The organism is Candidatus Eisenbacteria bacterium (assembly GCA_016930695.1).
Classification (GTDB): Bacteria; Orphanbacterota; Orphanbacteria; order Orphanbacterales; family Orphanbacteraceae; genus JAFGGD01.
Genome location: JAFGGD010000037.1, coordinates 56,177 through 79,460, shown reverse-complemented (window position 1 = coordinate 79,460; position 23,284 = coordinate 56,177). Strand labels below are relative to the sequence as shown.

The 23,284-nt window shown below is 64.9% G+C and carries 15 protein-coding genes and 1 tRNA gene; 8 read left to right on the top strand and 8 right to left on the bottom strand.

Features of this window, described 5'->3' with window-relative positions; genetic code table 11:
* Positions 1-238: 238 nt before the first annotated feature.
* The 3 genes from JW958_09575 to JW958_09565 all read right to left on the bottom strand — a co-directional run bounded on the left by JW958_09575 (position 239) and on the right by JW958_09565 (position 2,944).
* Positions 239-312: transfer RNA gene (locus JW958_09575), tRNA-Gln, on the bottom strand.
* Positions 313-514: 202 nt separating this feature from the next.
* A complete protein-coding gene (locus tag JW958_09570) occupies positions 515-1,987 on the bottom strand; it encodes a glutamate--tRNA ligase (protein MBN1826505.1) in 1,473 nt (490 codons plus the stop codon).
* 123 nt (positions 1,988-2,110) lie between these two features.
* On the bottom strand, positions 2,111-2,944 hold the full coding sequence (locus JW958_09565; protein MBN1826504.1) for a 6-carboxytetrahydropterin synthase: 834 nt from the start codon (positions 2,942-2,944) through the stop codon (positions 2,111-2,113).
* Positions 2,945-3,068: 124 nt separating this feature from the next.
* Between JW958_09565 and JW958_09560 the strand changes: the two genes are divergently transcribed.
* Together JW958_09560 and JW958_09555 are read left to right on the top strand one after the other, a co-directional pair.
* Positions 3,069-3,740, top strand: coding sequence for a nucleotidyltransferase family protein (locus JW958_09560; protein ID MBN1826503.1), 672 nt, complete (start codon positions 3,069-3,071; stop codon positions 3,738-3,740).
* 78 nt (positions 3,741-3,818) lie between these two features.
* A complete protein-coding gene (locus tag JW958_09555) occupies positions 3,819-5,633 on the top strand; it encodes a S8 family serine peptidase (GenBank protein MBN1826502.1) in 1,815 nt (604 codons plus the stop codon).
* Between the two features lie 94 nt (positions 5,634-5,727).
* Here JW958_09555 and maf read toward each other — a convergent pair whose 3' ends face one another.
* The 3 genes from maf to JW958_09540 are packed head-to-tail and all read right to left on the bottom strand — an operon-like array spanning position 5,728 to position 8,510.
* Positions 5,728-6,321: a septum formation protein Maf gene (gene maf / locus JW958_09550; GenBank protein MBN1826501.1), complete on the bottom strand. Its 594-nt coding sequence runs from the start codon at positions 6,319-6,321 to the stop codon at positions 5,728-5,730.
* Positions 6,318-7,325, bottom strand: a complete 1,008-nt coding sequence (locus JW958_09545) for a DHH family phosphoesterase (protein ID MBN1826500.1) — start codon at positions 7,323-7,325, stop codon at positions 6,318-6,320. The genes maf and JW958_09545 overlap by 4 nt, the downstream gene beginning before the upstream one ends.
* A 51-nt stretch (positions 7,326-7,376) precedes the next feature.
* Positions 7,377-8,510 (bottom strand): aminopeptidase, encoded by a 1,134-nt coding sequence (locus tag JW958_09540; GenBank protein MBN1826499.1) that lies wholly within the window; start codon positions 8,508-8,510, stop codon positions 7,377-7,379.
* Positions 8,511-8,686: 176 nt separating this feature from the next.
* Here JW958_09540 and JW958_09535 point away from each other — a divergent pair, with 176 nt between their 5' ends.
* Complete coding sequence (locus JW958_09535; protein ID MBN1826498.1) at positions 8,687-9,679, top strand: metallophosphoesterase; 993 nt, start codon at positions 8,687-8,689, stop codon at positions 9,677-9,679.
* 695 nt (positions 9,680-10,374) lie between these two features.
* The gene (locus tag JW958_09530; GenBank protein MBN1826497.1) at positions 10,375-11,541 is read left to right on the top strand and encodes a 4-hydroxy-3-methylbut-2-enyl diphosphate reductase; all 1,167 of its coding nucleotides are present in this window, start codon (positions 10,375-10,377) and stop codon (positions 11,539-11,541) included.
* Positions 11,542-11,654: 113 nt separating this feature from the next.
* Here the strand turns inward: JW958_09530 and JW958_09525 are convergent, their stop codons facing one another.
* A complete protein-coding gene (locus JW958_09525) occupies positions 11,655-14,825 on the bottom strand; it encodes a PD40 domain-containing protein (protein MBN1826496.1) in 3,171 nt (1,056 codons plus the stop codon).
* Positions 14,826-15,183: 358 nt separating this feature from the next.
* Here JW958_09525 and JW958_09520 point away from each other — a divergent pair, with 358 nt between their 5' ends.
* On the top strand, positions 15,184-16,746 hold the full coding sequence (locus tag JW958_09520; GenBank protein ID MBN1826495.1) for an insulinase family protein: 1,563 nt from the start codon (positions 15,184-15,186) through the stop codon (positions 16,744-16,746).
* Complete coding sequence (locus tag JW958_09515) at positions 16,746-18,182, top strand: insulinase family protein (GenBank protein ID MBN1826494.1); 1,437 nt, start codon at positions 16,746-16,748, stop codon at positions 18,180-18,182. The genes JW958_09520 and JW958_09515 overlap by 1 nt, the downstream gene beginning before the upstream one ends.
* Before the next feature lie 83 nt (positions 18,183-18,265).
* On the opposite strand, the gene JW958_09510 is transcribed toward JW958_09515, so the two are convergent.
* On the bottom strand, positions 18,266-20,140 hold the full coding sequence (locus JW958_09510) for a sulfatase (GenBank protein ID MBN1826493.1): 1,875 nt from the start codon (positions 20,138-20,140) through the stop codon (positions 18,266-18,268).
* A gap of 235 nt (positions 20,141-20,375) precedes the next feature.
* On the opposite strand from JW958_09510, the gene JW958_09505 reads away from it, so the two are divergent.
* On the top strand, positions 20,376-21,095 hold the full coding sequence (locus JW958_09505; protein ID MBN1826492.1) for a PEGA domain-containing protein: 720 nt from the start codon (positions 20,376-20,378) through the stop codon (positions 21,093-21,095).
* Between the two features lie 12 nt (positions 21,096-21,107).
* Complete coding sequence (locus JW958_09500; protein ID MBN1826491.1) at positions 21,108-22,622, top strand: hypothetical protein; 1,515 nt, start codon at positions 21,108-21,110, stop codon at positions 22,620-22,622.
* Positions 22,623-23,284: the final 662 nt, after the last annotated feature.

The following is a 23,284-nucleotide window of genomic DNA, read 5'->3' as shown; positions in this document are numbered from 1 at the left end:
GGTGGGTGGCGAGAAGCCGCTCCGTTATCTGTCCCACCCTCGGTTTTCCGGTCCCACCCTCGGTTTCGATCTTGTTCCGTAGCGAGGATTTCGAGCGCTCAGCGAGAGGACCCTCTGGACGAGGCGCGCACCGGAAGCGTAGCCCTAGCTACGCTGAGGAGCGCGCCGATGGAAGAGGGTTCTCGCAGCGAGCGATCGGAATCCGCAGTAGGAACAAGATCGAAATCGAGGGTGGAAGTGGCTGGGATGCAGGGACTCGAACCCCGATTACACGGTCCAGAGCCGCGTGTCCTGCCATTGGACGACATCCCAACCGAGACCATAATTCTAACGGCGGACCGAAATCCGGTCAACCCGCCAAGGCGATCTTTCACAAAGATCGGCGGCGGGAGGGGATTTCTGAACCGGCTGCGGGAAAAGCGGTTGGATGGCTCGAATCCCGTATTTCGGCGCATCCCGATTCGGGCTCGTCGCCGCCCGCCGCCCAAAGAGTCGGCCGGAACGCACTCTTCCTCTAGAGCGCCGCGGCCGCCTTCCGGATCCGCCGGACCGACCTCTCCCGGCCGATGGTCTCGAACACCTCGAACATGGAGGGGCCGGCGGAAGCACCGGTGATCGCCGCCCGGCAGGCGTTCATGACGAGCCCCGGCTTCAACCCCTTCTCCTCCCAGAAAGCGCGGGAGACCCCCTCCACCGTCGCCGCGTCGAAGGGCTCCACCCCCTCCAACCGTTCGGCGAATTCCGGGAGCAGTCCGCGGAGCGCATCGGCGTTCTTCTCGAGGTTCTTGCGGACCGCGCTCTCCTCCATCGGGAAGTCGTCGGTAAACCAGGGACGGCCGCGGCCGGCGAAATCCTGGAGCGTCTGAAAACGGTCGCGCAGAAGCACGGCGGTCCGGCGGAACCAATCCGCGCGCCCCTCCTCGTACTCGGGCCGCCACAATCCGGCGCGCTCCAGGAAAGGCTTGGCCGTCTTGGCGAGCGCTTCCGGCGACAAATCGTTTATATATTCGGCATTCAACGCGAGCGCCTTCGGATCGGTCCAGGCCCTTTCGTCCCCCTCCCGAAAATTGAAAATCGCGTTCGACTTGTTCACGCCGGCGAGTTCGAAGGCGCGGATCAGCTCCTTCCGCGAGAGCTTCTCCCTGTCGTCGCCGGGGGACCAGCCGAGGAGCGCGAGGAAGTTGAGGAACGCCTCCGGTAGGAAGCCGCGGTCCCGGTAAGTGGTGAGCGAGACGATTTCGCCGTGCTTTCTCTTGGAGAGTTTCCCCTTGTTCGGAGCGAGGAGGAGGGGGAGGTGCGCGAAGAACGGCACCTCGTAACCCATTGCCCGGTAGAGGAGTATCTGCTTCGGCGTGTTGGAGAGATGATCCTGGCCGCGGATCACGTGGGTGATCCCCATCTCCGCGTCGTCCACGACCACGCTCAGGTGATAGGTGGGCGATCCGTCCGACCGGAGCAGCACGAAGTCCTCGATGTCGGCGCCCCGTTTGGAGGTGGAGCCGTAGACGCCGTCCTCGAAGGCGATCTCCTCGTCGGCGGGGGTCCGGAAGCGGAGCGCGAAGGGTTCCGCGGCGGAGCGCCTCTCCGCCTCCTTCGCGTCGAGATCACGGCAACCACAGCGGACCGCTCCGTGCGACTTCTCCTCCAACGCCCGCGCTCGGAGCGTTTCCGCCTCCCCGGCCGTGCAGAAGCAGCGATAGGCGGCTCCCTTCTCCAAGAGAAGGTGGGCGTAAGCGCGGTGCGTCTCGGCCCGGGCGCCCTGAAAGATCGGCCCCTCGTCCCAATCGACGCCGAGCCAGGCGAGACCGTCCAGGATGTAGCGGATCATCTCTTCCGAGGAGCGCTCCCGGTCCGTGTCCTCGATGCGCAGCACGAACACGCCGCCGTGCTTCCGCGCGAACAACCAGTTAAAGATCGCCGTCCGCGCGCCGCCGACATGCAGGTAGCCGGTCGGGCTCGGGGCGAATCGCACGCGTACCTGATTCAAAACGTCTCCTCCCGAAAAACGACGACGACCCGAACGGTCGCCGACGGAAGCCCAATCGTAACAGGAAGCGCGTATTTCGGGGACACAATACCATGAGCGGCTCTTGGGCGTGGCGTCCCCGAGTTACCCCTCTTCCCCTCCGCCGGGGCCATGGTACTCCACGATGTTGCGGGCGGATTCGAAGAGACGGATCCGGTGGAGCCGGGCGCCGCCGAGTTCGCCGCCCAGTCTCTCCCACGCCGCCCGGGCGATGTTCTCGGCGGTCGGGTTCAGCTCACGGAACTCGGGCACGTCCAGGTTCAGGTGAGTGTGGTCCAGGTAGTCGACCACCCGTTCCCTCACCAAGGCGTCCATCTCCGGCACGTTGACGATCGTCCCGGTCGCCGGGTCGACGACGCCGCGCACGGTCACCTCCAAGTCGTAATTATGGCCGTGCCCGTTCGGGTTGTTGCAACGGCCGAAGATCCTCCGGTTCTCCTCTTCGGAGAGGGCCGGCTCGTGCAGCCGGTGGGCCGCGCAGAAGTGATAGACCCTCGTCAGGAACACCTCGCTCCTCCCCCGCTCCTTTTCAGCATAAATGGTTTCATCCTCGGCGAGCTTGATCCGGAACAGGCGCCCCTCCGCGAAAAAAGGGGCGAGCCGCTCCCACAGATAAGCGCAGAGATTCTCGAGGGTGGGCGGCTCCTCCCGGAAACGCTCCACCTCTTCGTTCAACAGCTTTTCGTTCAGCCCCCCCATCGCGCGGCGCACCACCTGTTTCACCACGGTGAGATTCTCCACCATGCCGGTCCGTTCCGAGACGGGGCCGAAGACGGTGGTCTCCAGCGTGTAGTTATGGCCGTGTACGGCGGCGGTGCCGTAGATCCGCTCCGCCTCTTCGCGCGTGAAGCGCGGCATGCGGTAGTGATGGGCCGCGGAGAAAGTCTCTTTACGGATAAGATAAGCGTGGTCTGTCAACGCGGTTCTCCCGCTGGGGGACGAAGGGTCGCGGCGGCGCGCCGGAACGGCGGCAGATTACCACCGCGCGGAGGGCCGGTCAAGAAGCGGGCGACCGCCGGCCCGCCGTGCTATGCTGGCGTTCATGAACGAAACAGCCCCAACCGCCGGCCGCGACGGTCCGCTCGCCGCGGTGATCCTCGCCGCCGGCCGATCGAGCCGCATGGGCCGGATGAAGGCGCTCCTCCCCTTGAGCGGTTCCACCGTGCTCGGTCTGGCGATACGCGCCTGCCGGGACGGAGGGTTCGGTCCGATTCACGTCGTGGTCGGCCACCGCGCCGCCGAGGTCGCCCCCGCCGCGGGCGCCGGCGTGAAGATCGTCGAGAATTCGCGCTACGACGAGGGGCAGCTCACCTCCCTCCAAGCGGGGATCCGCTCCCTCCCGGCGAATGTCGCCGGCGCACTGGTCTCCCCCGTCGACCATCCCCTCGTGACCGGCCGGGAGACGGCCCTTCTCGCCGCCGCCTTCCGCGGCGAACGGGAAAGGCGCCGCATCTTCGTCCCCTTCTTCGCCGGGCGGGAGGGCCGCCCCTATCTCGTCGACCGCGCCCTCTTCCCTCTCTTCCTGGAACTCCCCGCGGGCGCGCCGGGGAGGCGCGTCGTGTGGGACCATCCGGATTGGGTCCGGCCCGTCGACGTGGAGAGCGACGCCGTCCTCATCGACATCGACACGCCCGGAGACTATGAGCGTGTCCGCGCCAGACTTTCTTCTCCGCCCCCACCGCCCCAAACGCCCGGCGCCCTTGATCCCTCGTAAGAATAGTGATATTATTGTGTTAACTGTCACCCACGATCGACAGCCCGCTCCCGGTCCCTTCGGAGAAAGGACGACAGGATGAACCGCGCGCTATTATCGATTCTCGTCGCGGCGACGCTTTTCAGCTCCTCCGCTTTCGCCGCCGCTCCGGACGCCGCCGCCGAGCCGTGGCGGGAGGTCGCGAAGAGCGACCCCGTGCTCTCGGAGCGGCTGGTCGATCTCGCCGCCGAAAGGGGAGACGCCCCGCTCAAGGCATGGGTTTTCTTCACGGACAAAGGAATAACCGACGCGGGCGCCTTCGGGCGCGCCCTCTCCGTCGCCGAGCGCGCCCTGACCGGCAAGGCGATGCTCCGTCGCCAGAAGACGCAGCGCGGCGGCTTCCTCGTCGGCCACCACGACCTCCCGGTGATCCGCGCATACGTCGAGCAGGTCCTCGCCACCGGCGCCCGGCAACGCGCTCTGTCCCGCTACCTGAACGGGGTGAGCGTGGAAGCCCCGATCGAGACGCTCCGATCGATCGCCGCCCTCCCCTTCGTGCGCGCCGTGACGCCGGTACGCGCCGGGACCCGCGAACCCGCCCGGCCGGACCGTCCGATCCGGGAGAAGCCGCGCGGAAAAACGGAAAAACAGTTTTACAATCTAAACTACGGCTCCTCGCTCCACCAGCTCGAGATGATGCAGGTGCCGGAGCTGCACGACCGGGGATTGGACGGCTCGGGCGTCCGCATCTGCATGCTCGACAGCGGGTTCAAGCGCACGCATGAGTCCCTTCTTTCCGTGAACGTGATCGCCGAGAGGGACTTCATCAACGACGACGGCAACACCGCTCCCGAGGCGGGCGATCCCTCCAACCAGCACAGCCACGGCACCACGATCCTCTCGCTCATCGCCGGTTACAGGCCGGGCGATCTGATCGGCCCCGCCTACAACGCCGAGTATCTGCTCGGCAAGACGGAGGACATGAGCCAGGAAGAGCCGATCGAGGAGGACTGGTGGGTCGAGGGGATCGAGTGGGCGGACAGCATGGGCGCCGACCTCGTCTCTTCCTCCCTCGGGTACAATGACTGGTATGCCTACGAGGACATGGACGGGAACACAGCGACCACGACCGTCGCCGCCGACCTGGCCGCCTGGAACGGGATCCTGGTCTGCGTCTCCGCGGGGAATGAGGGGAGCGGCTCCTGGACCTACGTCACCGCCCCGGCCGACGCGGACTCGGTGATCACCGTCGGCGCGGTCTGGTCCGACACGATCATCGCCTCTTTCAGCTCCCGCGGACCGACTTACGACGACCGAATCAAGCCGACGCTGGTCGCCCAGGGTGTTTACGACTATTCCGCCAGCGCCTACGAAGACGACGCTTACGGCGACTGCCACGGCACCTCCTGCTCCACGCCGATCTTGGCGGGGGCGGCGGCGCTTCTTCTGCAGGCGAATCCTTCCTGGAACAACATGGACCTGATCGAGACGTTGAAGTCCACGGCCACTCAATCCGCGTCGCCGGACACCGCGATGGGCTGGGGGCTGATCCAGGTCGCGGCCGCCCTCGACCAAATCACCGCCGTGCAGAACGAGAGGGATCTGATCGGCTGGGCGGGCGTTCCCACGCCCCCGGTGAGCCGGCTCGCCATCGCCGCCGCGCCCAATCCCTTCAACCCAAAAGTAACACTCCGGATCACCATGTCGCGGGCCGCCGTTCTCTCGGTCCGCGTGTTCGACGCCCGCGGATCCTTGGTGGACACCCTCTACCATGACGTGACGTCCGCCGGAGAAACCCGGATCGTTTGGGACGGAAAGGACACCCGCGGCCGCGACGTCCCGAGCGGCGTCTACTTCGCCCACGCGGTGAGCGAAGGGTCCCGAACCACGGAGAAGCTGAATCTGGTGCGCTGACGCCGCGCGAAGGACAAACAGGATAGAAAAAGGCCGCCCTCACGCGCGGAGGGCGGTCTTTTATTAAGAGGGCGCGGCCGGCGGCGCGGCGTCATCAGCCGAGCACGCGCACTCCGAAGCGAGAGAGAAGATCGACCAGACGGGTGATGGGGAGGCCGACGATGCCGGTCGGGTCGTTTGTGCGGATGGACGCGAAAAGAGCGGCGCCGAGCCCCTCGATCCGGTAGGCGCCGGCGCAATCGAGAACGTGTTCCCGGTCGAGGTACGCCTCGATTTCCGCGTCGGTCAGATCGCGCATGTCGAGGAACGCTTCGTCGAGCGCCGTCTCGATCCGCGCTTCCGCGCCGCCGCGCGCGATCGCCACGGCGGTCACCAGGCGGTGCTCCCGGCCGCGGAGCCGCCGGAGCGCTTCCCGCGCCCGCTCCCGCGTCCCCGGCTTGGAGAGCGTCTCGCCGTCCACTTCGACGATCTGGTCGGAGCCGATCACCACCGCCTCCGGAAAGAGGGACGAGACGGCGGCCGCCTTTCGCGCCGCCAGCATCGTCGCCCTCTCCCCCGCCGGCAAATGGCCGAGCCCCTCCTCGTCGCACCCGGGCGCCGCCGCCCGGAAGGGGAGGCCGAGCCGTTCCATCAACATCCGGCGGTAAGGGGAGGTGGAGGCGAGAATCAATTCCGGTGGGCCGTTCATCCCGTCTTCTTCTTCCGCCGCGCCGACAGGTTCGCCAGGATCCTCTTCTTCACCCAGGCGCCCATTTCCTCCGGCTTGGCGGCGGCGACCGCCTCGGGCAGATCGGACAGCCTCAGCTCCGCCCGGGCCGCCACCTTGTGCCCTCCCGCGCTACCGACCTCGGAGAAGGCTTCCCGCGCGATCCGGCCCACATCCACCCGCGCGCCCCTCCCCCGATGAATCACCACGATCCGATTCCGGTAAGTGCTCCCCACCGCCACGACGGAGATGTTCTCCACGCCGATGAAGATATCCGCCAGGATCACCAGGCTGTCCGGCGGAACCGGCCCTTCGAGAAAGACGTAAAGGAATTTCCTCCGGATCTGCACGTTCGCGATCGCGCGCGCGATCAGCCCGAGATCGCTCCGCGAGATCCTCTCGTACTCGATCTGCCGGAGCGCCTGCATGTTCGTCCGCGGCAACAGGTAGGCGTAGGCCTCCACGTCCTGGTGCGCCGCCGAGCGGGTCAGGCTGTTCGTGTCGGTCTTGATGCCGAAGGCGAGCGCCGTGGCGAGCGGGCGTTGGATCTTCAACTTCGCCTCTTGGAGGTAGCGGGTCATGATGGTGGCGGTGGCGCCCAGTTTGGGGCGTAGGTCCGCGAAGGGAACCTGCGGCGCGTTCACCACCGGGTGGTGGTCGATCACCACGTCGATTTGGGGAAGAACGATGTGCGCGAACTGGTCCGGTTGGCCGTCCACGATGGCGAACCGGTTGTAGGATTCCAGATTCACCTTGTCGAACCGCTCGGTGGGGATCTTCAGGATCCGCACCATCGCCCGGTTTTCGAGGCGCTGGATGTCGCCCAGGTGGCTGATGCCGCAGCTCTGCACGCGCCCCGTAAGAATGCGTTTGAGCGCCCACGCCGAGGAGAGCGCGTCCGGGTCCGGCTTCATCAAAACGAGCAGGCGGTCGGAGGGGGCGAGGGTCTTGTAGAGCTCCCTCAGTTTTTTCCCCGAGTACGTCATCGCTCTCCGCCGGCCGTCGCGGCCTCCGCCGCCTGCCCGTGCCGGGACCGGTTAAGATCCGTAATTCGCAGGGTTTAATCCCTGCAACGCCTTGGGAACGAAATCGCCGTTCTTGCGGATCAGTTCCCCGTCGAACCAGACTTCGCCGCCGCCGTGGTCGGGGGTCTGAATCAGCACCATGTCCCAGTGGACCGACGAGGTGTTGCCGTTGAAGGCGTCCTCGTAGGAGCTGCCCGCCGCCAGGTGGATGCTGCCGCCGATCTTCTCGTCGAAGAGAATGTCGCACATCGGCTTCTTGATCTTGGGGTTGAAGCCGAAGGCGAACTCGCCGAGGTAGCGAGAACCTTCGTCCGTGTCGAGGATGTTGTTCAGCTTCTCCGTGTCCGAGCCGGTCGCCTCGACGATCTTGCCGTTCTTGAAGACAAGGCGGATGTTCTCGAAGATGATTCCCTGGTAGATGGTTTTGGCGTTGTAGTGGATCACGCCGTTGACGCTGTCCTTGACGGGGCAGGAGTAACACTCGCCGTCGGGAACGTTCTTCTCGCCGCAGCAGGGGATCACCGGGATACCCTTGATCGAGAAGGTGAGGTCCGTCTCGCCGGGGCCGAGGATGCGCACCTGGTCCGCCTTCTCCATCGCCTCCACGAGCGGCTTCACCGCCACGGCCATGTGGGCGTAGTCGACGAGGCAGACGTCGAAATAATAGTCCTCGAACTTGTCGGTGCTCACGCCGGCGAGCTGGGCCATCGCCGGGTGCGGCCAACGGAGGACGACCCACTTCGTGTTCGGCACGCGATAATCGCCGTGCACATGCTTGAACACGTGGGACTGGTAGCTTTTCATCTTGGCCGGCTCGACGCTGGCGAACTCGGTGGAGTTGTGCTGCCCGCGCATGCCGATGTAAGCCTGGACCTTCTCCATCTGAAAGCGCTCCACCGAGCCGATCAGCTTCATCCGTCCCTCCACCTGATCCGGCGTGCCGGTCTGGACGAGCTGGCGCATGAGCTGGTTGTCCTTGAGGAGGAGGAGCGGCGTGCCGCCAGCCTCGGCGGCCCGTCGGATCAGGGCGGAGACCATCTCCCGGGGGATGTCGGTCGCCTCGATCAGGACCGCCTCCCCCTTCTTCAGGTGCGTCGAATGGCCGATGAGCAGGTCGGCCAGTTTGTCCATGCGTGGATCTTGCATGTCGCCTCCTTGCTTGCGAATGGATCGTTTTCGCCGGATTCCGCCTCAGTATACGGGATGCCCCGGATTGGGAAAAGGGGCATGTCCGTGGCTCCCGCCGACGACCGCGGTGCGCTCGTCCGGGGGCCGTGGTAAGATGGGGGTGGTTTGATGAACGGCTCCCCCGGGAGGTGAAGATGCGCGCTCCGCTCCATGCTTCGTTCGCGAGGCGATTCGCGCCGGGACGCGCGCTCCTCCCGTTCGCCCTGCTCGCCTCCGTCCTTCTCCTTCCCGGCTGCGACGAGAACGACGCGGGTTTTTATTCCTTCGTGGTCGTGAGCGACTCCCACACCGGAGGAGGACCCCACACCGGCGAGAAGACTTATCGGAAGATTCTCGCCATGGTGAATGAATGTGAACCGGATTTCGTGGTGCACTGCGGCGACTGGATCGTCGGGCCTTCCTACGATGAGGCGGGGCTCGCCACGGCGGACACCTTCTTTGCGATCAACGGAATTCTCGACTCCTCCATCGCTTTCTATCCGGTGCTGGGGAACCACGAGGGGGATTCCCGAGATTATTCCTACGCTCGCTCTTTCTTCCCCGTCTTCGGCGACAGCGGCTGGTACTCCTTCGATCACGGGAACTCTCACTTTTTCGTCGTCGAGAACTGCTCCGACGCGCCGGATTCGGAACTGCGCGGATACCGCTACTGCAAGCCCAACGGGGGGATCAACACCCCCGGATCGCGGCAACGGCGTTGGCTCGAAAGGGATCTCGCCTCCCGGAAACCGGGAACGACATGGACATTCGGGTTCGGACACCGCGCCTACTACGGCGCCGAGCAGTACAAGGGGAGGATGAACGTCGATATCGCCCGCGCCGGTCCGGGGGCGTTCTGCCCCTTCATCGAGGACGCCGGTGTAGACGTCTTTTTCAACGGCGACCAGCACTGCTACACCCGGACCGCGCCGATCCGCGGCGGCCGCGCGTGGACCGAGACGGATAGCTCCACGGTCTATCTGACCTGCGGCGGCGCGGGTGGCCGGATCGATCGCGGGGGGGCAAAAAGAATTTCCCCTTCCCCTACCCGGACGCGCTGCCGGAGGGCGCTTTCCGGGCGGGCACGAAGACCACGCACTTCTTCCTCTATTGCGCCGTGGAGGGCCCACTCTTCCACGCCGAAGTGATCGACACGTCCGGCGCCGTGATCGATTCCTTCACGATACGGAAGTAGGGGCCGTCCAATCCCCACCAGATAACTTCTATTTTTAGATCGCATTTCTGGAGTGTTGGTTTTTTTGCGCAGCCGCCGGGTCCTTTTCCCCACCCCAAAAGTAAAATGGCGCGCCTGGGGTTTGGCGGAGAAAATTTTGCCAACCGTCAACGGATTATGCTAAATCGCAAAAGAGTGCCGACTCCGGTTGACGGGTCAAAGCGATTCCTTTTTAAGTGGTTACCCGGTCACCAGGGTTGAATGCCCCGGTTTGACAACCCCGGTTGCACTCTTCACGGATGGAGACGGGCGGGCATCCGGGGAGGCTATATTTCTTAACTCATTACATTCCAACAGATAACACTGCTCGCGGGTCCGATTCGTTCCCTGTTTTACGATTTGGCACAAGCGTTGCTCTTGTATAAGAGCGAGGCCGAACGGGAGACCGGCCTTGAGCTTCCTCGGTTTAATTGTTGTCGCTTTCCTCAGTGGGGGAGCGTGGGGAGCGACGGCTCGCCGAGGTCTTGGGGGACCCTTTGGGGTCCTCCAAGTTTTTTTTCCCCATTCCCCTCCACCCACCTCCATGCTTGGGCTAAACTGGTCCGGCCGGTCGGAGCGAAGAGGCGCCGAACCGGGCGGGCGGTTCCTTTCCGTCCGCGAGGAGAGGCAATGGGCCGCCAACCGGACCACTTTCGTTCCCCCCTGGTGGATCACTTCCGCGCCCACGGGTACCGCCTCCGTTTCGGCGACACCACCATCGCCCTCGCCGCCGAGTTCGGCTTCTGCTACGGCGTGGACCGCGCCGTGGATCTGGCCTTCGGCGCCCGCCTCCGTTTCCCCGGACGCCGGATCTGGATCACCGGAGAAATCATCCACAACGCCCGCGTAAACCAAAGGCTTCACGATCTGGGCGTGCTCCTCCTCCCCGACAGCGGACCGGACCGAGAGAAACGATACGGATCGATCCGTCCCGAGGACGTGGTGCTCATCCCCGCCTTCGGCGTCGCCGCCGCCGAACTCACTTTCCTTCGATCCCTCGGATGCGATCTGATCGACACCACATGCGGATCGGTGCTGAACGTCTGGAAGAGGGTCCGTCAGTACGCGCGGGACGGGTTCACGTCTGTCATTCACGGGAAGGCGGAACACGAGGAAACCGCCGCCACCTGCTCCCAGGTGAGAGAGGCGGATCCGGAAGGGAAGTATCTGGTCGTTCGGGATCCGGGCGAGGCGGAGAGGATCGCGGCGATGATCGAGACGGGCGACACCGGAAGTTTCTTTTCCGGTTTCGCGCGCGCATTCAGCCCGGGGTTCGACCCGGATCGCGACCTGGAACGGATCGGCCTCGCCAACCAGACCACCATGCTCGAGATGGAATCGCGGGAGATCGAAGCGATCTTCCGGCGCGCCATGGAAGTCCGTTACGGCCCGGAGGAGGGCGCGGAGCGTTTCCGCGCTTTCGCCACGATCTGCAGCGCCACCGAGGACCGCCAACGCGCGGTGCGGGACCTGATTCGGGACGGAGTGGATCGCGTGCTCGTGGTGGGCGGCGCCAACAGCTCCAACACGGGGCACCTCGTGAAAATCTCCTCGGGGAGCGCGCCGACCTACCACATCGAATCAGCGGACTGCATCCTGGATCGGGATTCGATCCGCGCGAAGGAGTTGGGCGGACCGGTGCGCGTGATGCGGGATTGGCTCCCCGAAGGGCCGCTCATCGTCGGCGTCACCGGCGGCGCCTCCACGCCGGACTCTCTCGTCGGCGAGGTGATCGCGCGCGTGCTCCGGCTGCGGGGCGAGACGCCGCCGGCGGAGCCGTCGGCGGGGGGAGAGTAGGCGCGGAGAGCCGGAAAGGACGAAGAAAGGCGGGCCCCCTCTCCCGCCGCGTGGTTCGGCGGGAGAGGGAATCCGGCCGGCGCCCCTTTCGTCGGCTTAGGGGAAGCCTCCGGTCACTGCAGCGTCTTCATTAACTCCTCGACCGCTTTCTTCAGCTGCGGGTCGCGGCCGTCCATCCAGTCCTTGTAATCGTTATAGACATAAAAGTCCGGAGCGCGGCCGTTGTTCTCCAGGTTTTCGCCGTCGATGGTGTAGGCGCCCCAGGAAGGCTTACGGAAGTTGGTGCCGTCGATCAGTGTCCACCCTCCCGTGCCGATCACCGAGCCCGCCGTCGGAATCCCCACGATCGGGCCGAGGCCGAGCCGCCGGAACCCCTCGGCGAAGATCTCCGCGTTCGAATAGGAATGGTTGTTGATCAGGCAGGCGGTCGGTTTCTCCCAGGCGTAGGAGCGCATCTTGGTTTCCGAGATGGGCGGCGTCCCCCGGAAGGTCCGCAGTAGGAATTGCTCCCTCTCCAAGATGCCGAGCACGTGGACGGCGATCCACCCGCCGCCGTTATAGCGAACGTCGATCACCGCGCCGTCCTTGTCCGCGGCGACGGTCACCAGCTGGCGCCGGAAACGCTCCAAGTCACCGCCTCCCATCGACCGGATGTGCAGGTACGCGAGTCGCCCGCCGCTCCACTCCTCCACCATCCGCTCCCGCTCGCGGTCCCACTCCTCTTGCTTCAGGGCGAGGATGCGCCTGCGGCCGACCGGCTGGATCCGGACGGTTCGTTTCCCCTTTCCGCCCTCGCCCTTGGCGACCTCGATCTCGACCCGCCGGCCGACGGTTCTTTCGAGGAGCGCGTAGAGGTCCGTCCCGCGGTCCAAGGGGCGGCCGTCCACGGAGAGAAGGAACTCGCCCGGCTCGATTCGCGACTCCTCGAGCGAGGCGGGCGATTCGGGAAGCACCGACGCGACACGATAGGCGCCCTTCTCGGTGAGGAGCGGCCAGTCCAATTCCAAACCGAGGTAGCCGGTCTCGTAAGCCTCGGGGCTGTTTTTCCAAATGTCGAGATGCGAAGCGGACAACTCGCCGATCATCATCCGCACCAGGGTTTCGAACTCTTTGGGCGTGCGCGCGTCGGAGAGAACGGCGCCGTACCGTTCCCTCGCCTCGTCCCAGGCGGCGCCGTGGAAGGCCGGATCGTAGAACTGATCGTTCAGAAGAGACCATGCTTCGGTGAACATCTGCAGGCGGTCCTCTTCATCGTCGATCTCCATCTCCGCGCGGAAGGAGAGGGCGCCCGGTTTGGACTTGCCCGTGTCGTACCATTTGACGCGCCCGCCCTCCAGATACCAGACCTTCTCCTCCACCGCTTGCAGACGGGACTTGCGCGACGACGTGCTGGTCAGCTGCTCCAGCTTCCGTTCCTCCGCGTCCTCGTCGGCCGGGAAGGCCCACAGGTCGTGGCTCGACGCGCCGAGCACATCGGCGGCGAAAACCACCCGGTCGCCTCCGTCCACGAAAACCGGCTCGCTCTCGTCGTTGGCCAGGTCGGGAAAGGCCTCCACACGCAGATCGATGTCGGCGAAGTCGATCTCCACCGGCGACGGCTCCTCGTCGTCCCCGGCATCGTCCTTGTCCTTCTTTTTATCCTTTTTGTCCTTATCTTTTTCTTCGTCCTCGTAGAGGCTGTCGAGGCGGTCCTCCTCGAACTTGGGCGGCTTGCCCCGCAGGCGGACCCGATAGGTGTCGCCGTTCTCCTGGAACCAGCTTGTGAAGTAGAGCCACTTGCCGTCCGGCGACCAGACCGGCCGGTGGTTCTCGGTGGGGAGGTAGCTCACGGCGTGGTCCTCGCCGCTGCCGACGTTACGAACCCGCACGTCGGTGTGAAAGTCGGGCGCGTAGGCGGCGTAGGCGAGCCAACGCGAATCGGGAGACCAGGCGAATTCACGGGTCGGCGAAAGCCGGAAATCGAGGAAGTCGGCGCGCACCATCTCCTCCGGCTCCCCTCCGTCGGGTTTGATCCGCCAGATTGCGTGGTTCCCCCGGTAAAAGGCGATCCACTCGCCGTCCGGGGAGGGGAGTGGGTTCGTGTCGATGGCGTCGCCGGAGGTGAGGCGGGTCTCCTCGCCGGTCTTGGTATCGGCGATGTACAGGTCCTGCGGTCCGTCGCGGTCGCTGCAGTAGACGACCCGCCGCGAGTCGGGGAGCCACTCCACGTCCGCCTCCCGCCAGAGGGTTCGCGTGATCCGGCGCGCCGTTCCTCCTTTCTCGGCGGGGACGACGAAGAGTTCGCCGTGCACCACCACGAGCGCCTTCTTCCCGTCCGGCGACACGCGGAACTCCGACACGCCGCCGCTGAATTCCTCTACCCGTGAAGGGCTGCTTTTATACTCGGTCCGACAGACGATCGGCACGCGGCGCGGCTCGCCCCCGCGGAGCGGCACGGTCCACACGTCGAAGTCGGAGAGGACCAGAAAACGGTCGCCGCGGGCGGGCATGCTGAGCCAGGTGACGTCGTGCTCGAAAGAGGTGACCCGAGTCGCGCCGCCGCCGGCGGAGGGCATCCGGTAAACGTTCAGCGTCCCGCGTGCGCCGCCGGCGTAGTAGATCTCGGAGTCGTCCGGTGAGAAGCGGGGCCAGAGTTCGTGAACCGGGTCTTCCGTGAGGGGCCGTGGGCGGATCCCGCGGGGCGGGTCGAAGTCGGACAGGTAGATATCCGCCGCGTCGGAGGAGTGAAAGTTGCGGCGCCACCACCCGCTGGTCGCCCTGTTGTTGTTGTAGACGAGACGCGTTCCGTCGTTGGAGATGTCGGCATAGGCCTCGCGCTCGAGCCAGACGCCGCTGACACGGACCGGTGTGCCTCCCGTCGCCGGTGCGAGCCAGAGATCCTCGGCCCCGTTCCGCCGGGTCATGAATAAAATCGATGCGCCGTCGGGGGTCCAGTCGCAGGGGATGTCGGTGCTCGAGTGGAAGGTGACCCGCACGGCGGCGCCCCCCGCGGCGGGAACAATCCAGACGTCCGAATTTCCCTCGCGGTCGGAGGCGAAGGCGATCCGCGCGCCGTCGGGGGACCAGATCGGGTAGCCGTCCCACCCGACGTGATCGGTGATCCGGGTCGCCTCTCCCCCATCGACGGGAACGGTCCAGATGTCGCCGTCATAGGAGAACGCGATCAGCGTCCCGTCCGGGGAAATTTCGGGGTTCTGCACGAAACGGACCTCTCCGGCGACGGCGAAGGCGACGGCGGAGAGGAGGAGGAAGCCGATCGTCGGGAGCGCGGCGATTCGTTTCATGGGCGTTCCTTTCCGATGGGATGGACGTTCTCTCGTGGGCCCAGACGGTATGCTCTCGTGCCCCCGAGGATAGCGCGAAGAGGGAACGGGCGCAACCGGTTCCGGGAGTAGTCGTTACGGCGAAGTGACCGGAAGGGTGAAAAGTATTTTTCTCGCGGCGGGCCGGGCGGCGGCGCAACTCGTTGCCACGGCTCATCGGACGGCGCCGCACCGGCGGAATAGAACTTGCAGGCATATCCCCACCCTGGGTGGGGCTTCATTATCGCTTGGCTCCGCGAGAACGAAAATGTAAGCTTCACCCTACAAACATCCATGGGTTTGGTTTCGGCTGTTTGTTTCATCCGGAAAGGAGAAACAGGTGGTGAGACAAAGAACATCTTCCCTGAGGACGGCGCGTTTCGCCGCTCGGCTCGCCGTCGTCTCGATCCTGCTCGCTTCGGCGGTATCACTCGCGGGGGACACACCCCCGAACGCGTTCGAATATCCTCCTCTCTTCGACCGCGTCGAGGAGTACCGCCTCGACAACGGTATGCTGTTCCTTCTCCTGCCGAGACACGATCTGCCGACGGTGAGCGGCAACATCCAAGTCAGGGCGGGGAACGTGGACAATCCGATCGGCAAGACCGGCCTCGCCCACATGTTCGAACACATGGCTTTCAAGGGGACGGATCGGATCGGTACGACCGATTGGGAGGCGGAGCGGGAGGTGCTCGATAGCCTGGAAAAGGTCGGCGAGTCGCTCGCCCGTGAAACGGGTCTCCGTGAACGGGGCGATCCCGCGCGGATCGCCGAGCTCCGAGCCATTTTGGACTCGCTGAGCGCGCGCGAGGCGGAATACGTCATCCCCATGGAGTTCCCCCGTCTGTACGACGGCGTCTCCCTTTTCTTCAACGCCGGCACTTCCGTGGATTTCACGTATTACTATGCCGATTTCCCGGCCAACAACCTCGAGGCATGGATGCTGATGGAGAGCGAACGCTTCCAGCACCCCGTCTTCCGCGAGTTCTTCACCGAAAGGAACGTGGTGATGGAGGAGCGGCGGCAAGTGGTGGAAGACCAACCCATGAGCCTGGCTCGAGAAACGGCGATGCAACTCGCCTTCTCGTCCCATCCCTATCGTTTCCCCACTATCGGATTCATGGGGGACATCGAGATCCTCACCATCGCCGACGCACGACGTTTCCACGACACGTACTACGTCCCCAACAACGCGATCGCGGCGCTGGTGGGGGACTTCGACACCGCCGAGGCGAAGCGTCTGATCGACGCCTACTTCGGCGACATCCCCGCCGGAACGCCGCCGCCGGAGGTGACGGTCGTCGAGCCGCAACGCTACGGCCCGATGCGCGCGGAGGTACGCCGGGGAACCGAGAGAAGCGTCATCCTCTGCTTTCCCGGGTACGGTCCGGACGATCCGCGCGGCCACACCGCCCTCTTTCTCTCCTACCTTCTCGGACGCGACAACACGAGCCGCCTGAAGCACCGACTCGACATCGAGGAAGGCATCGCCCGGATGGTGTCCGTGAGTCCCACGGGCGGTTACAGCCGGTATCCCGGACTCTTCAGAATCCAGGTCGACCTTTTGGAGAACAGGACCGCCAAGGAAGCGGAGAGGATGATCTGGGAGGAGCTACGTCGGGTCGTCGACGAACCACCCACCGAGGAGGATATCGACCGCATCCGCCGCTCCCTCCGCAAACGATGGTACTTCCAATTGGAAACGAACAGCGAACTGGGTTGGATGCTGGTCGGTGGGCAATCCGTCCGCGGGGACTGGCGGAGCGCCTACGAGAAGTTCCGCGAATACGAGGAGGTGACCCCCGAGGCGGTGGTCGAGCTGGCGCGGGACCTGTTCCGGGAAGAACAATCGATCACCGTGATTCTCGAACCGGAAGAAAACACGGGAAAGGAGGGGGCGTGATGCGCGATCCGATCATTTCCATCGCGAAGGCGACCGCGATCGCCTCGCTGGCTCTCGCCGGGATCGCCGTCGCCGGCACGCCTCGCCATCCGGACGAATTGGATCTCCCGCCGATGCGGATCCAAACGCTTGAGCCGGCGGTGGACACCCTCGATTGCGGCATCCCCGTGCTCTATTTCGAGAATCACGATCTTCCGATCCTGTCGGCGGTGATTTTGTTCCGCGCCGGCGAGTCCTATTTCTCGGACACGGACCTGCCCGTGGGACGGATTCTCGATGAAGCGTGGCGATCCGGCGGCACGGCGGCGCTCGATCCGGATAGTCTCGACAAAGAGCTTTCCGATCTCGAGGCGACGGTGAGAAGTTGGATCGGGAATTTCTCGAGCGGAATCTCCATCGATCTGGCGAGCGAGGACGCGGACCGCGCCCTTCCGATCTGGAGGGATCTGGCGGTCCGGCCCAAGCTGGACGAGGCACGCATAGAGAGGGCGAAGGACCACCGTCTCAAGGACATACAGTCCATAAACCAGACACCGTCCCGGATCGCCGAGCAACGATTCCTCCAATTGCTCTACGGAGAAAAGCACCCGGAGGCGCGGCTCGAAACGCGGGCGGAGATCACGGCGGTGGGCCGGGAGGATCTCGCCGCGCTTCACGGGAGATTCGCCCACCCACGGAACGCCTGGATAGGAGTGGCGGGCGATTTCGATCCAGAAGACATAAAGGAGAGACTGAACCGCCTCTTCGGCGAGTGGGCCCGGGAGGCCGGCCTCTTCGTGGAATCGGAGAAGCGGGAATGGCCGCTCGGTTCCTCGCCAGGCCTCTTTCTCCTCCCCGGTGAGCACGCCCAGAGCCACATTCGCATCGGCCGGATCGTGCCGGGGCTTCGGCTCGATTCCCCCGACTATCCGGCGACGCAGATTCTCGATTTCGCCCTCGGCTTCGGCCGGATGTACTACCGTTCCCGAAGCGAGGGGATCTCCTATGGCGCGGCGGTCATGTTGAGCGTGGACGACGAGAAAGCGGTGCTGAACGGGTTCGGATCCTGCCGAAACGACGCGGCGGACGACATGATCCGCCTTTTCCTGGAGGAGATGGCGGCGGTGATGGACCGGCCGATCACGGAGGAAGAGGCGGAGACGTCCCGCTTCTTCCGCCTCTCCCTGGAGGCGAGCCGCGACGAAAGACCGAGGAACTCCGTCTACCGGGTGTTGCGCGACCGCGTGGCGGGACGCCCGATCGACCGCCGGGAGCGCTACATCGAGGGAATTCAAAGCGCGACACTCGAGGAGATCGCCGCGGCCGCCCATTACATGGCGCCCCACGATTCGCTCACGGTGATCGTCGTGGGCGATCCGTCCTCTTTCGACACGCCGCTGGACAGCCTCGGGTTCGGAGCGCCGACGATTCTCGATCCGGTCCTGTTCGGCGAGTGAGGTAATAAGGATCTAAAAAATACCGGGGGGCACAACGCGGAACGACGCCAGTTCCGTTCGTGCCCCCCCCATTCCGCGATCTCTCACCGCACGTAGCCGAGCGCCCGGAGCCGTTCCCTCTCATCCTCCCGCAGGCGGAACTGCCCCCGGGCCTCGCCCCCTTCCGCGAGGATCTCATCCTCCATGCGCGCCCTCCAGTCGAGGAGTATTTGGCGCAAAGAATCGGCGATCGCCCCCTCTTCGCGGCTTCTGTCGAACGCCTCCATGGGATCGGTCGGGACGTGGAAGAGTTCCCATCGGTCTTCCCGAATCCGTCTCACCAGATGATGTTCCCGGCCATAGACCGCGAGCTGCCGGTTGTCGTCGAACTCGCTGAATATGGGGCGGAAGGGAACCTCTCCCGTTCCGCGGAGGATCGGCGCAAGCGACCGTCCGGTCATGGGCGCGGGCGATTCGAGACCGGTGAGATCGAGAAGCGTGGGGAGGAGATCGATCAGGCCGACGGGCGTCGAGATCCGCCTCCCTCCCCTCTCTCCGCCCGGGAGCCGGAAAAGAAGCGGGACGTGCGTCACCGTTCGGTACAGCTCGGCGTGAAGCACGTTGCCGTGCTCCATGAATTCCTCGCCGTGGTCGGCGGTGAGGACGAGCAGCGTGCTTGAGTCGATGCCGGAATCGCGCACGTGGTCCGCGAGCCGCACCAGAATATCGTCCACGTACCGGACGCCGCCGGCGTAGAGAGTCCGCAGGTGGCACGCGTCTTCATCGTTGATCTCGAAGGGAGGATCGAGGCCCTCCATCCGGCTGTGGCAGTAGGCCCCCAACGTCTTTCCATCCGGTTGAATCGAGCCGTGGTAAGGCGTTTCCTCGAACATTGTTTGATATCGAGGATCCCGCGCGTAAGGAGAATGAATGTCATAGATGTGAATAAAAAGAAAGAAGGGGCGGCCGTTCCTCCCCTCCAGCCAGCGAATCGCCTTGGGCACGATGTTGCGCGCACGCCGTCCCCAGCCCTCGAAGTCGTCGTAGCCCTGATCGAAACCGTATCGTCCCGACAGGAAGGATGCGTCCACGATGCCGCAGGTGCGGTACCCCGCCTCTCGAAAAATCTCGGCGCACAGGACTCGATGCGCCGGCATGCTTCTGCCCTCCATACTGGCACGATTCACGGAAGGGTAGCGCGACGTGAGAAAAGAACCGTGCGACGGGACCGTGCACGGCGCCTGGCTGTAAGCGTTCTCGAAAAGAACACAGTCGCGGGCGAGGCGGTCCACTCCGGGCGAGGTGGCGCGGGCGCAGCCATAACACCCGAGGAAGTCGGCGCGGAGCGTGTCGAGAGAGATCAGGATCACGTTCAGCCCGGTGGGGACCCGATTACGAAAGAGGACCCGGTCTCCGAAAGCGGCGAGAACCATAGCGAGCAGACCCGTGACGGTTACCGCGATCAAGCCCCGGCGCGCCGCGATTCGTACGCCCGGCGATTGGCTCCAGCGGTGGAGAAGGCGCAGGAGTAGATACAGAGCCGCCCCGATCAGCAGAGAAGCGCCGACGATCCGCAGGTTCTCCGACCAGACCCTCCCGCTCGTGAGACCGCCCGGCAATTCGAGTCCCGCCAGCCGTTCCCGTGAACGCCAGATTGTGGCGAGGGTATAACGGTTCCTCGTCCATCCCCGACAGAGGGCAAATCCCACCGCGGCGGTCGCTGCAAAACCGAAGGAAACCGTTTGAACGCGGCGCCCGAGAGGCGTTTTCTTCACGAAAGCGGCGATTGTGAGGACGGCCGCCGCGGCGCCCAGCCCGATAAGGGCGCACAGAAGCACGCGATCAGAGAAGACGAGAAGGGCGTTCCGATGCAGACCGAGAGGAAGGTACTCTTGGCGGACGATTTCCGCGATCCCTTCTGCCGTCCCGATACAGGCACCGACGCCGAGCGCGGCGGGCGCGATCCAATATCGGAGCATCGACTTTTCCATCGGGAATCGACCTATAAATGATACGTACTCATAATAACACGGTTTCGATGCTTTGTCCCGCCCATGACACGAAAAGAGGGGTGCGGATGACGCCCCGGGAACGAGCCGGCCCGCCCCGCCTCGCCTCTTCATTCCGCCGCGCCGGGCCGCTTTTCCTTGTGGTCCGCCCCCCGCCCTGCTGCTACAATGCGCACGGTTTCGAGTCGCCCCGTGGAGGTGCATCGTGCGCGTCGTTTCGGCTCTATCCCCGATCGTCTTGCTCGCGCTCCTCGCCGTCGTCCCCGTCGCGCGGGCCGAAGAGGGCGTGCTCCATTTGCACGGCACCCCGGGCGCCGATGTCCGGGTGGACGGCCGGAGCCTGGGGAAAACCCCCGTCGTCGCTCTCCGCCTCTCCGAAGGCCGCCATGAGATACGCCTCGAAAAATCCGGTTTCGAAACCCTGACCCGGACGATCTGGGTCGGACCGGTCCGGGGGGAGAGCCGAGCCTACTATCTGCACGAGAAGAGACGCCGGGACGCGGCCTGGCGGGCCGCCGTCTTACCCGGCTGGGGAACGCGTTACGGCGATCACGCCAAGCGGGGCGCCTTGTACACGGCCGCCGAAGCGGGCGCCCTTCTTTATGCTCTCTACGAGGATATCCGCTTCCGGGACCGGAAGAGTGAATACGATGACGCGGACCGCCTCTACCAAGAGGCATTGACCGACGCGGAGATCGCCGAGTTTCGGGCGACGCGCCAATCCGCCTACGACCGAATGGACCGCTCCCAGACGAACAGGAACAACGCCCTCCTCGCCGCGGCTGCGGTCTACGGCGTCTCTCTTCTGGACGCGGTTTTTCTGTTTCCATTCGGCGACGACCCGGAACCGGAAGCGTGCGCGCTCCGCCCGGTCTTGCGAACCGGCCGGGACGGCGTCCGCGCGTCGCTCCGACTCGTCTTTTAGGGGAGAAGCTCCATGAGTCCCATCCTCCGATCCATCGTCGTCACGGCGTCGGCGGCGGCTTTTCTCCTCTTCTCGGTGATGTGCGACTCGGGCCCGGATCGCAACGATCCGGACAACCCCCTCGACCCTTTGAATCCCGCGACGGGGGGAGATCCTTTCCGGGTGAGCGCGAAGTATGAAGCGGGAAAGGTCGAACTCACCTGGAACCAATCGAACCTTTCGGGGATCGGCGGTTTCACCGTTTTCCGGCGAACGGAGTTTGAAAGCCTGTTCGCGCGCGTCGACACGGCCGGCATGGACGCGACCTCCTGGACCGACAACCACCCGGCCTACTTCGCCCGAGCCTGGTATCGGATCGCGGCGCTCGGTGTGCGGGGCGACGAGACGGACACCACGGGCCGCGCTCCCGATTCGATCGATGTCCCCCCTCTTCTGAAAATCGCCGGCGGCGCGGCTACGACGGCGCTCCGCGAGGTGAACGTGCAGGTCGCGGCGGAGCGGGCGACCGAGATGATGCTCTCCGAGGATTCGCTTCTCGCGGACGCCGCCTGGGAACCCTTCGACACGCTGCGCACATGGACCTTCCCGGCCGAGCCGGGCGACAAAACGCTCTATCTGGTCGCACGCCGCGAAAACGGAGTCGTGTCCGATACGGTGAGCGACGGAATCTCCCCGGCGAAAACGGCGGGGAAGATCACTTTAGCCGGCGGGGACTCCACCATCGCGCGCGTAGCGGTGAGCGTGGAGATCCGCGCCACCCTCCCTACGACAATCGTGCTTTCCGAGGACTCCACCTTCCACGACGCCGGAGACAGCGTTTTTCTCTATGACGGCGCGACCAGCGCGCAACCCCTCGCCGTGACATGGATCTTCAACGACGAGCCGGTCGCCAAAACGCTTGTCGCCGAGATCGCCAACGAATTCGAGGCGGAGACCCTTTCCGCTTCGGTCGATCCGGATCTTCTGGAAGGCGCGGAGGTCCGGTTCTCCTGGGACGACAGCATTACCGGCGAGTGCGACGTTCCCGTCGAGCTGGAGGCGAACGCGATCCTGATGCGCCTCGCCTCGACGCAGAACGAACTGCTCACCGCCCCATGGGAATCGTACCGAAGCGAAGCGACGTGGGCCGTCGGTCCGACCGAGGGGACTTACGAGGTCTGGGTCCAATACGAAAACGATTTCGCCACGCGCTGGCTCTACGACCGAATCCTCTTCGTGCCGACACCCCTGTCGATCGTGATCACCGAACCTTCCGATTCGACGGAATTCCACGGAGGCGACACGCTCTCCCTCGCCGGCGAGATCGTGAACGCCTCCTGCCGGGAGACTCCCGATTCGGTCACCGTGACCGCGCCGGACACGGTCTTCACCGTCCCGAACGGCGACGCGGGGTGGACCGCCCTCTGGCTCGTCGGAGATTCCCCGGCCGAAACCACCGCCGTCACCCTCGTCGTCGAGACCACGGACGAGGCGGACACCACCGCCGTCGACACGGTCCTCGTCCTCATTCTCCCGAACGAGCAATAACCGCGCGAGTTTCCTCTTTCCGGAAATCCTCCTCTTTCGCGGGTGGAGAGAGTTTTCATGTGGTCCTCCTCGGACGGGCGGCGTGATCCTTCGAGGAGAAGGGGCGGGAGGCGACTCCCTTCCGCCGCCGGTCTCCCTCTCGGGGCCGCCAGCGCTTTTCCATCTCCCGCTATCCTCTCCGCTCCCTCTCGGACGGGCGGCGTGATCCTTCGAGGAGAAGGGGCGGGACGGGGGCCCCCACCTCTCGAGGTGCGTGAGGAAAGGCCGCGCGAGGTCGCACCCTTGTGGAAACTCCGTGGCGATCACGAACCCACCCAGGGGGCGGCACGCCCCGGACTCCGAGAAGGATTACCCGTCCGTCCTTTCTCCCCACACCGTGCCCCGAAGGGAGACCGGTGGGGGAAGGGAATGAATCGATACCGATAGCGATTCCAAACACCGTGTATACCGAGAAGGGTTGCCCGTCCGTCCAGCTCCCTCAAGAGTTTCGGGCGTAGCGAGCACTTCCCCCAACCCGTTCACGGCCCGGCGAGAGATCCGTTGCCGCCAAGGTCGTTCGGCGATGGGGGGTGGGAGCGTATACGAGACGGCGGGCGACGAGGCGAAAAGCCGGTTCGGACGAGCCGATTCCCGGAATCGTAGCCATAGCTACGATGAGGAAA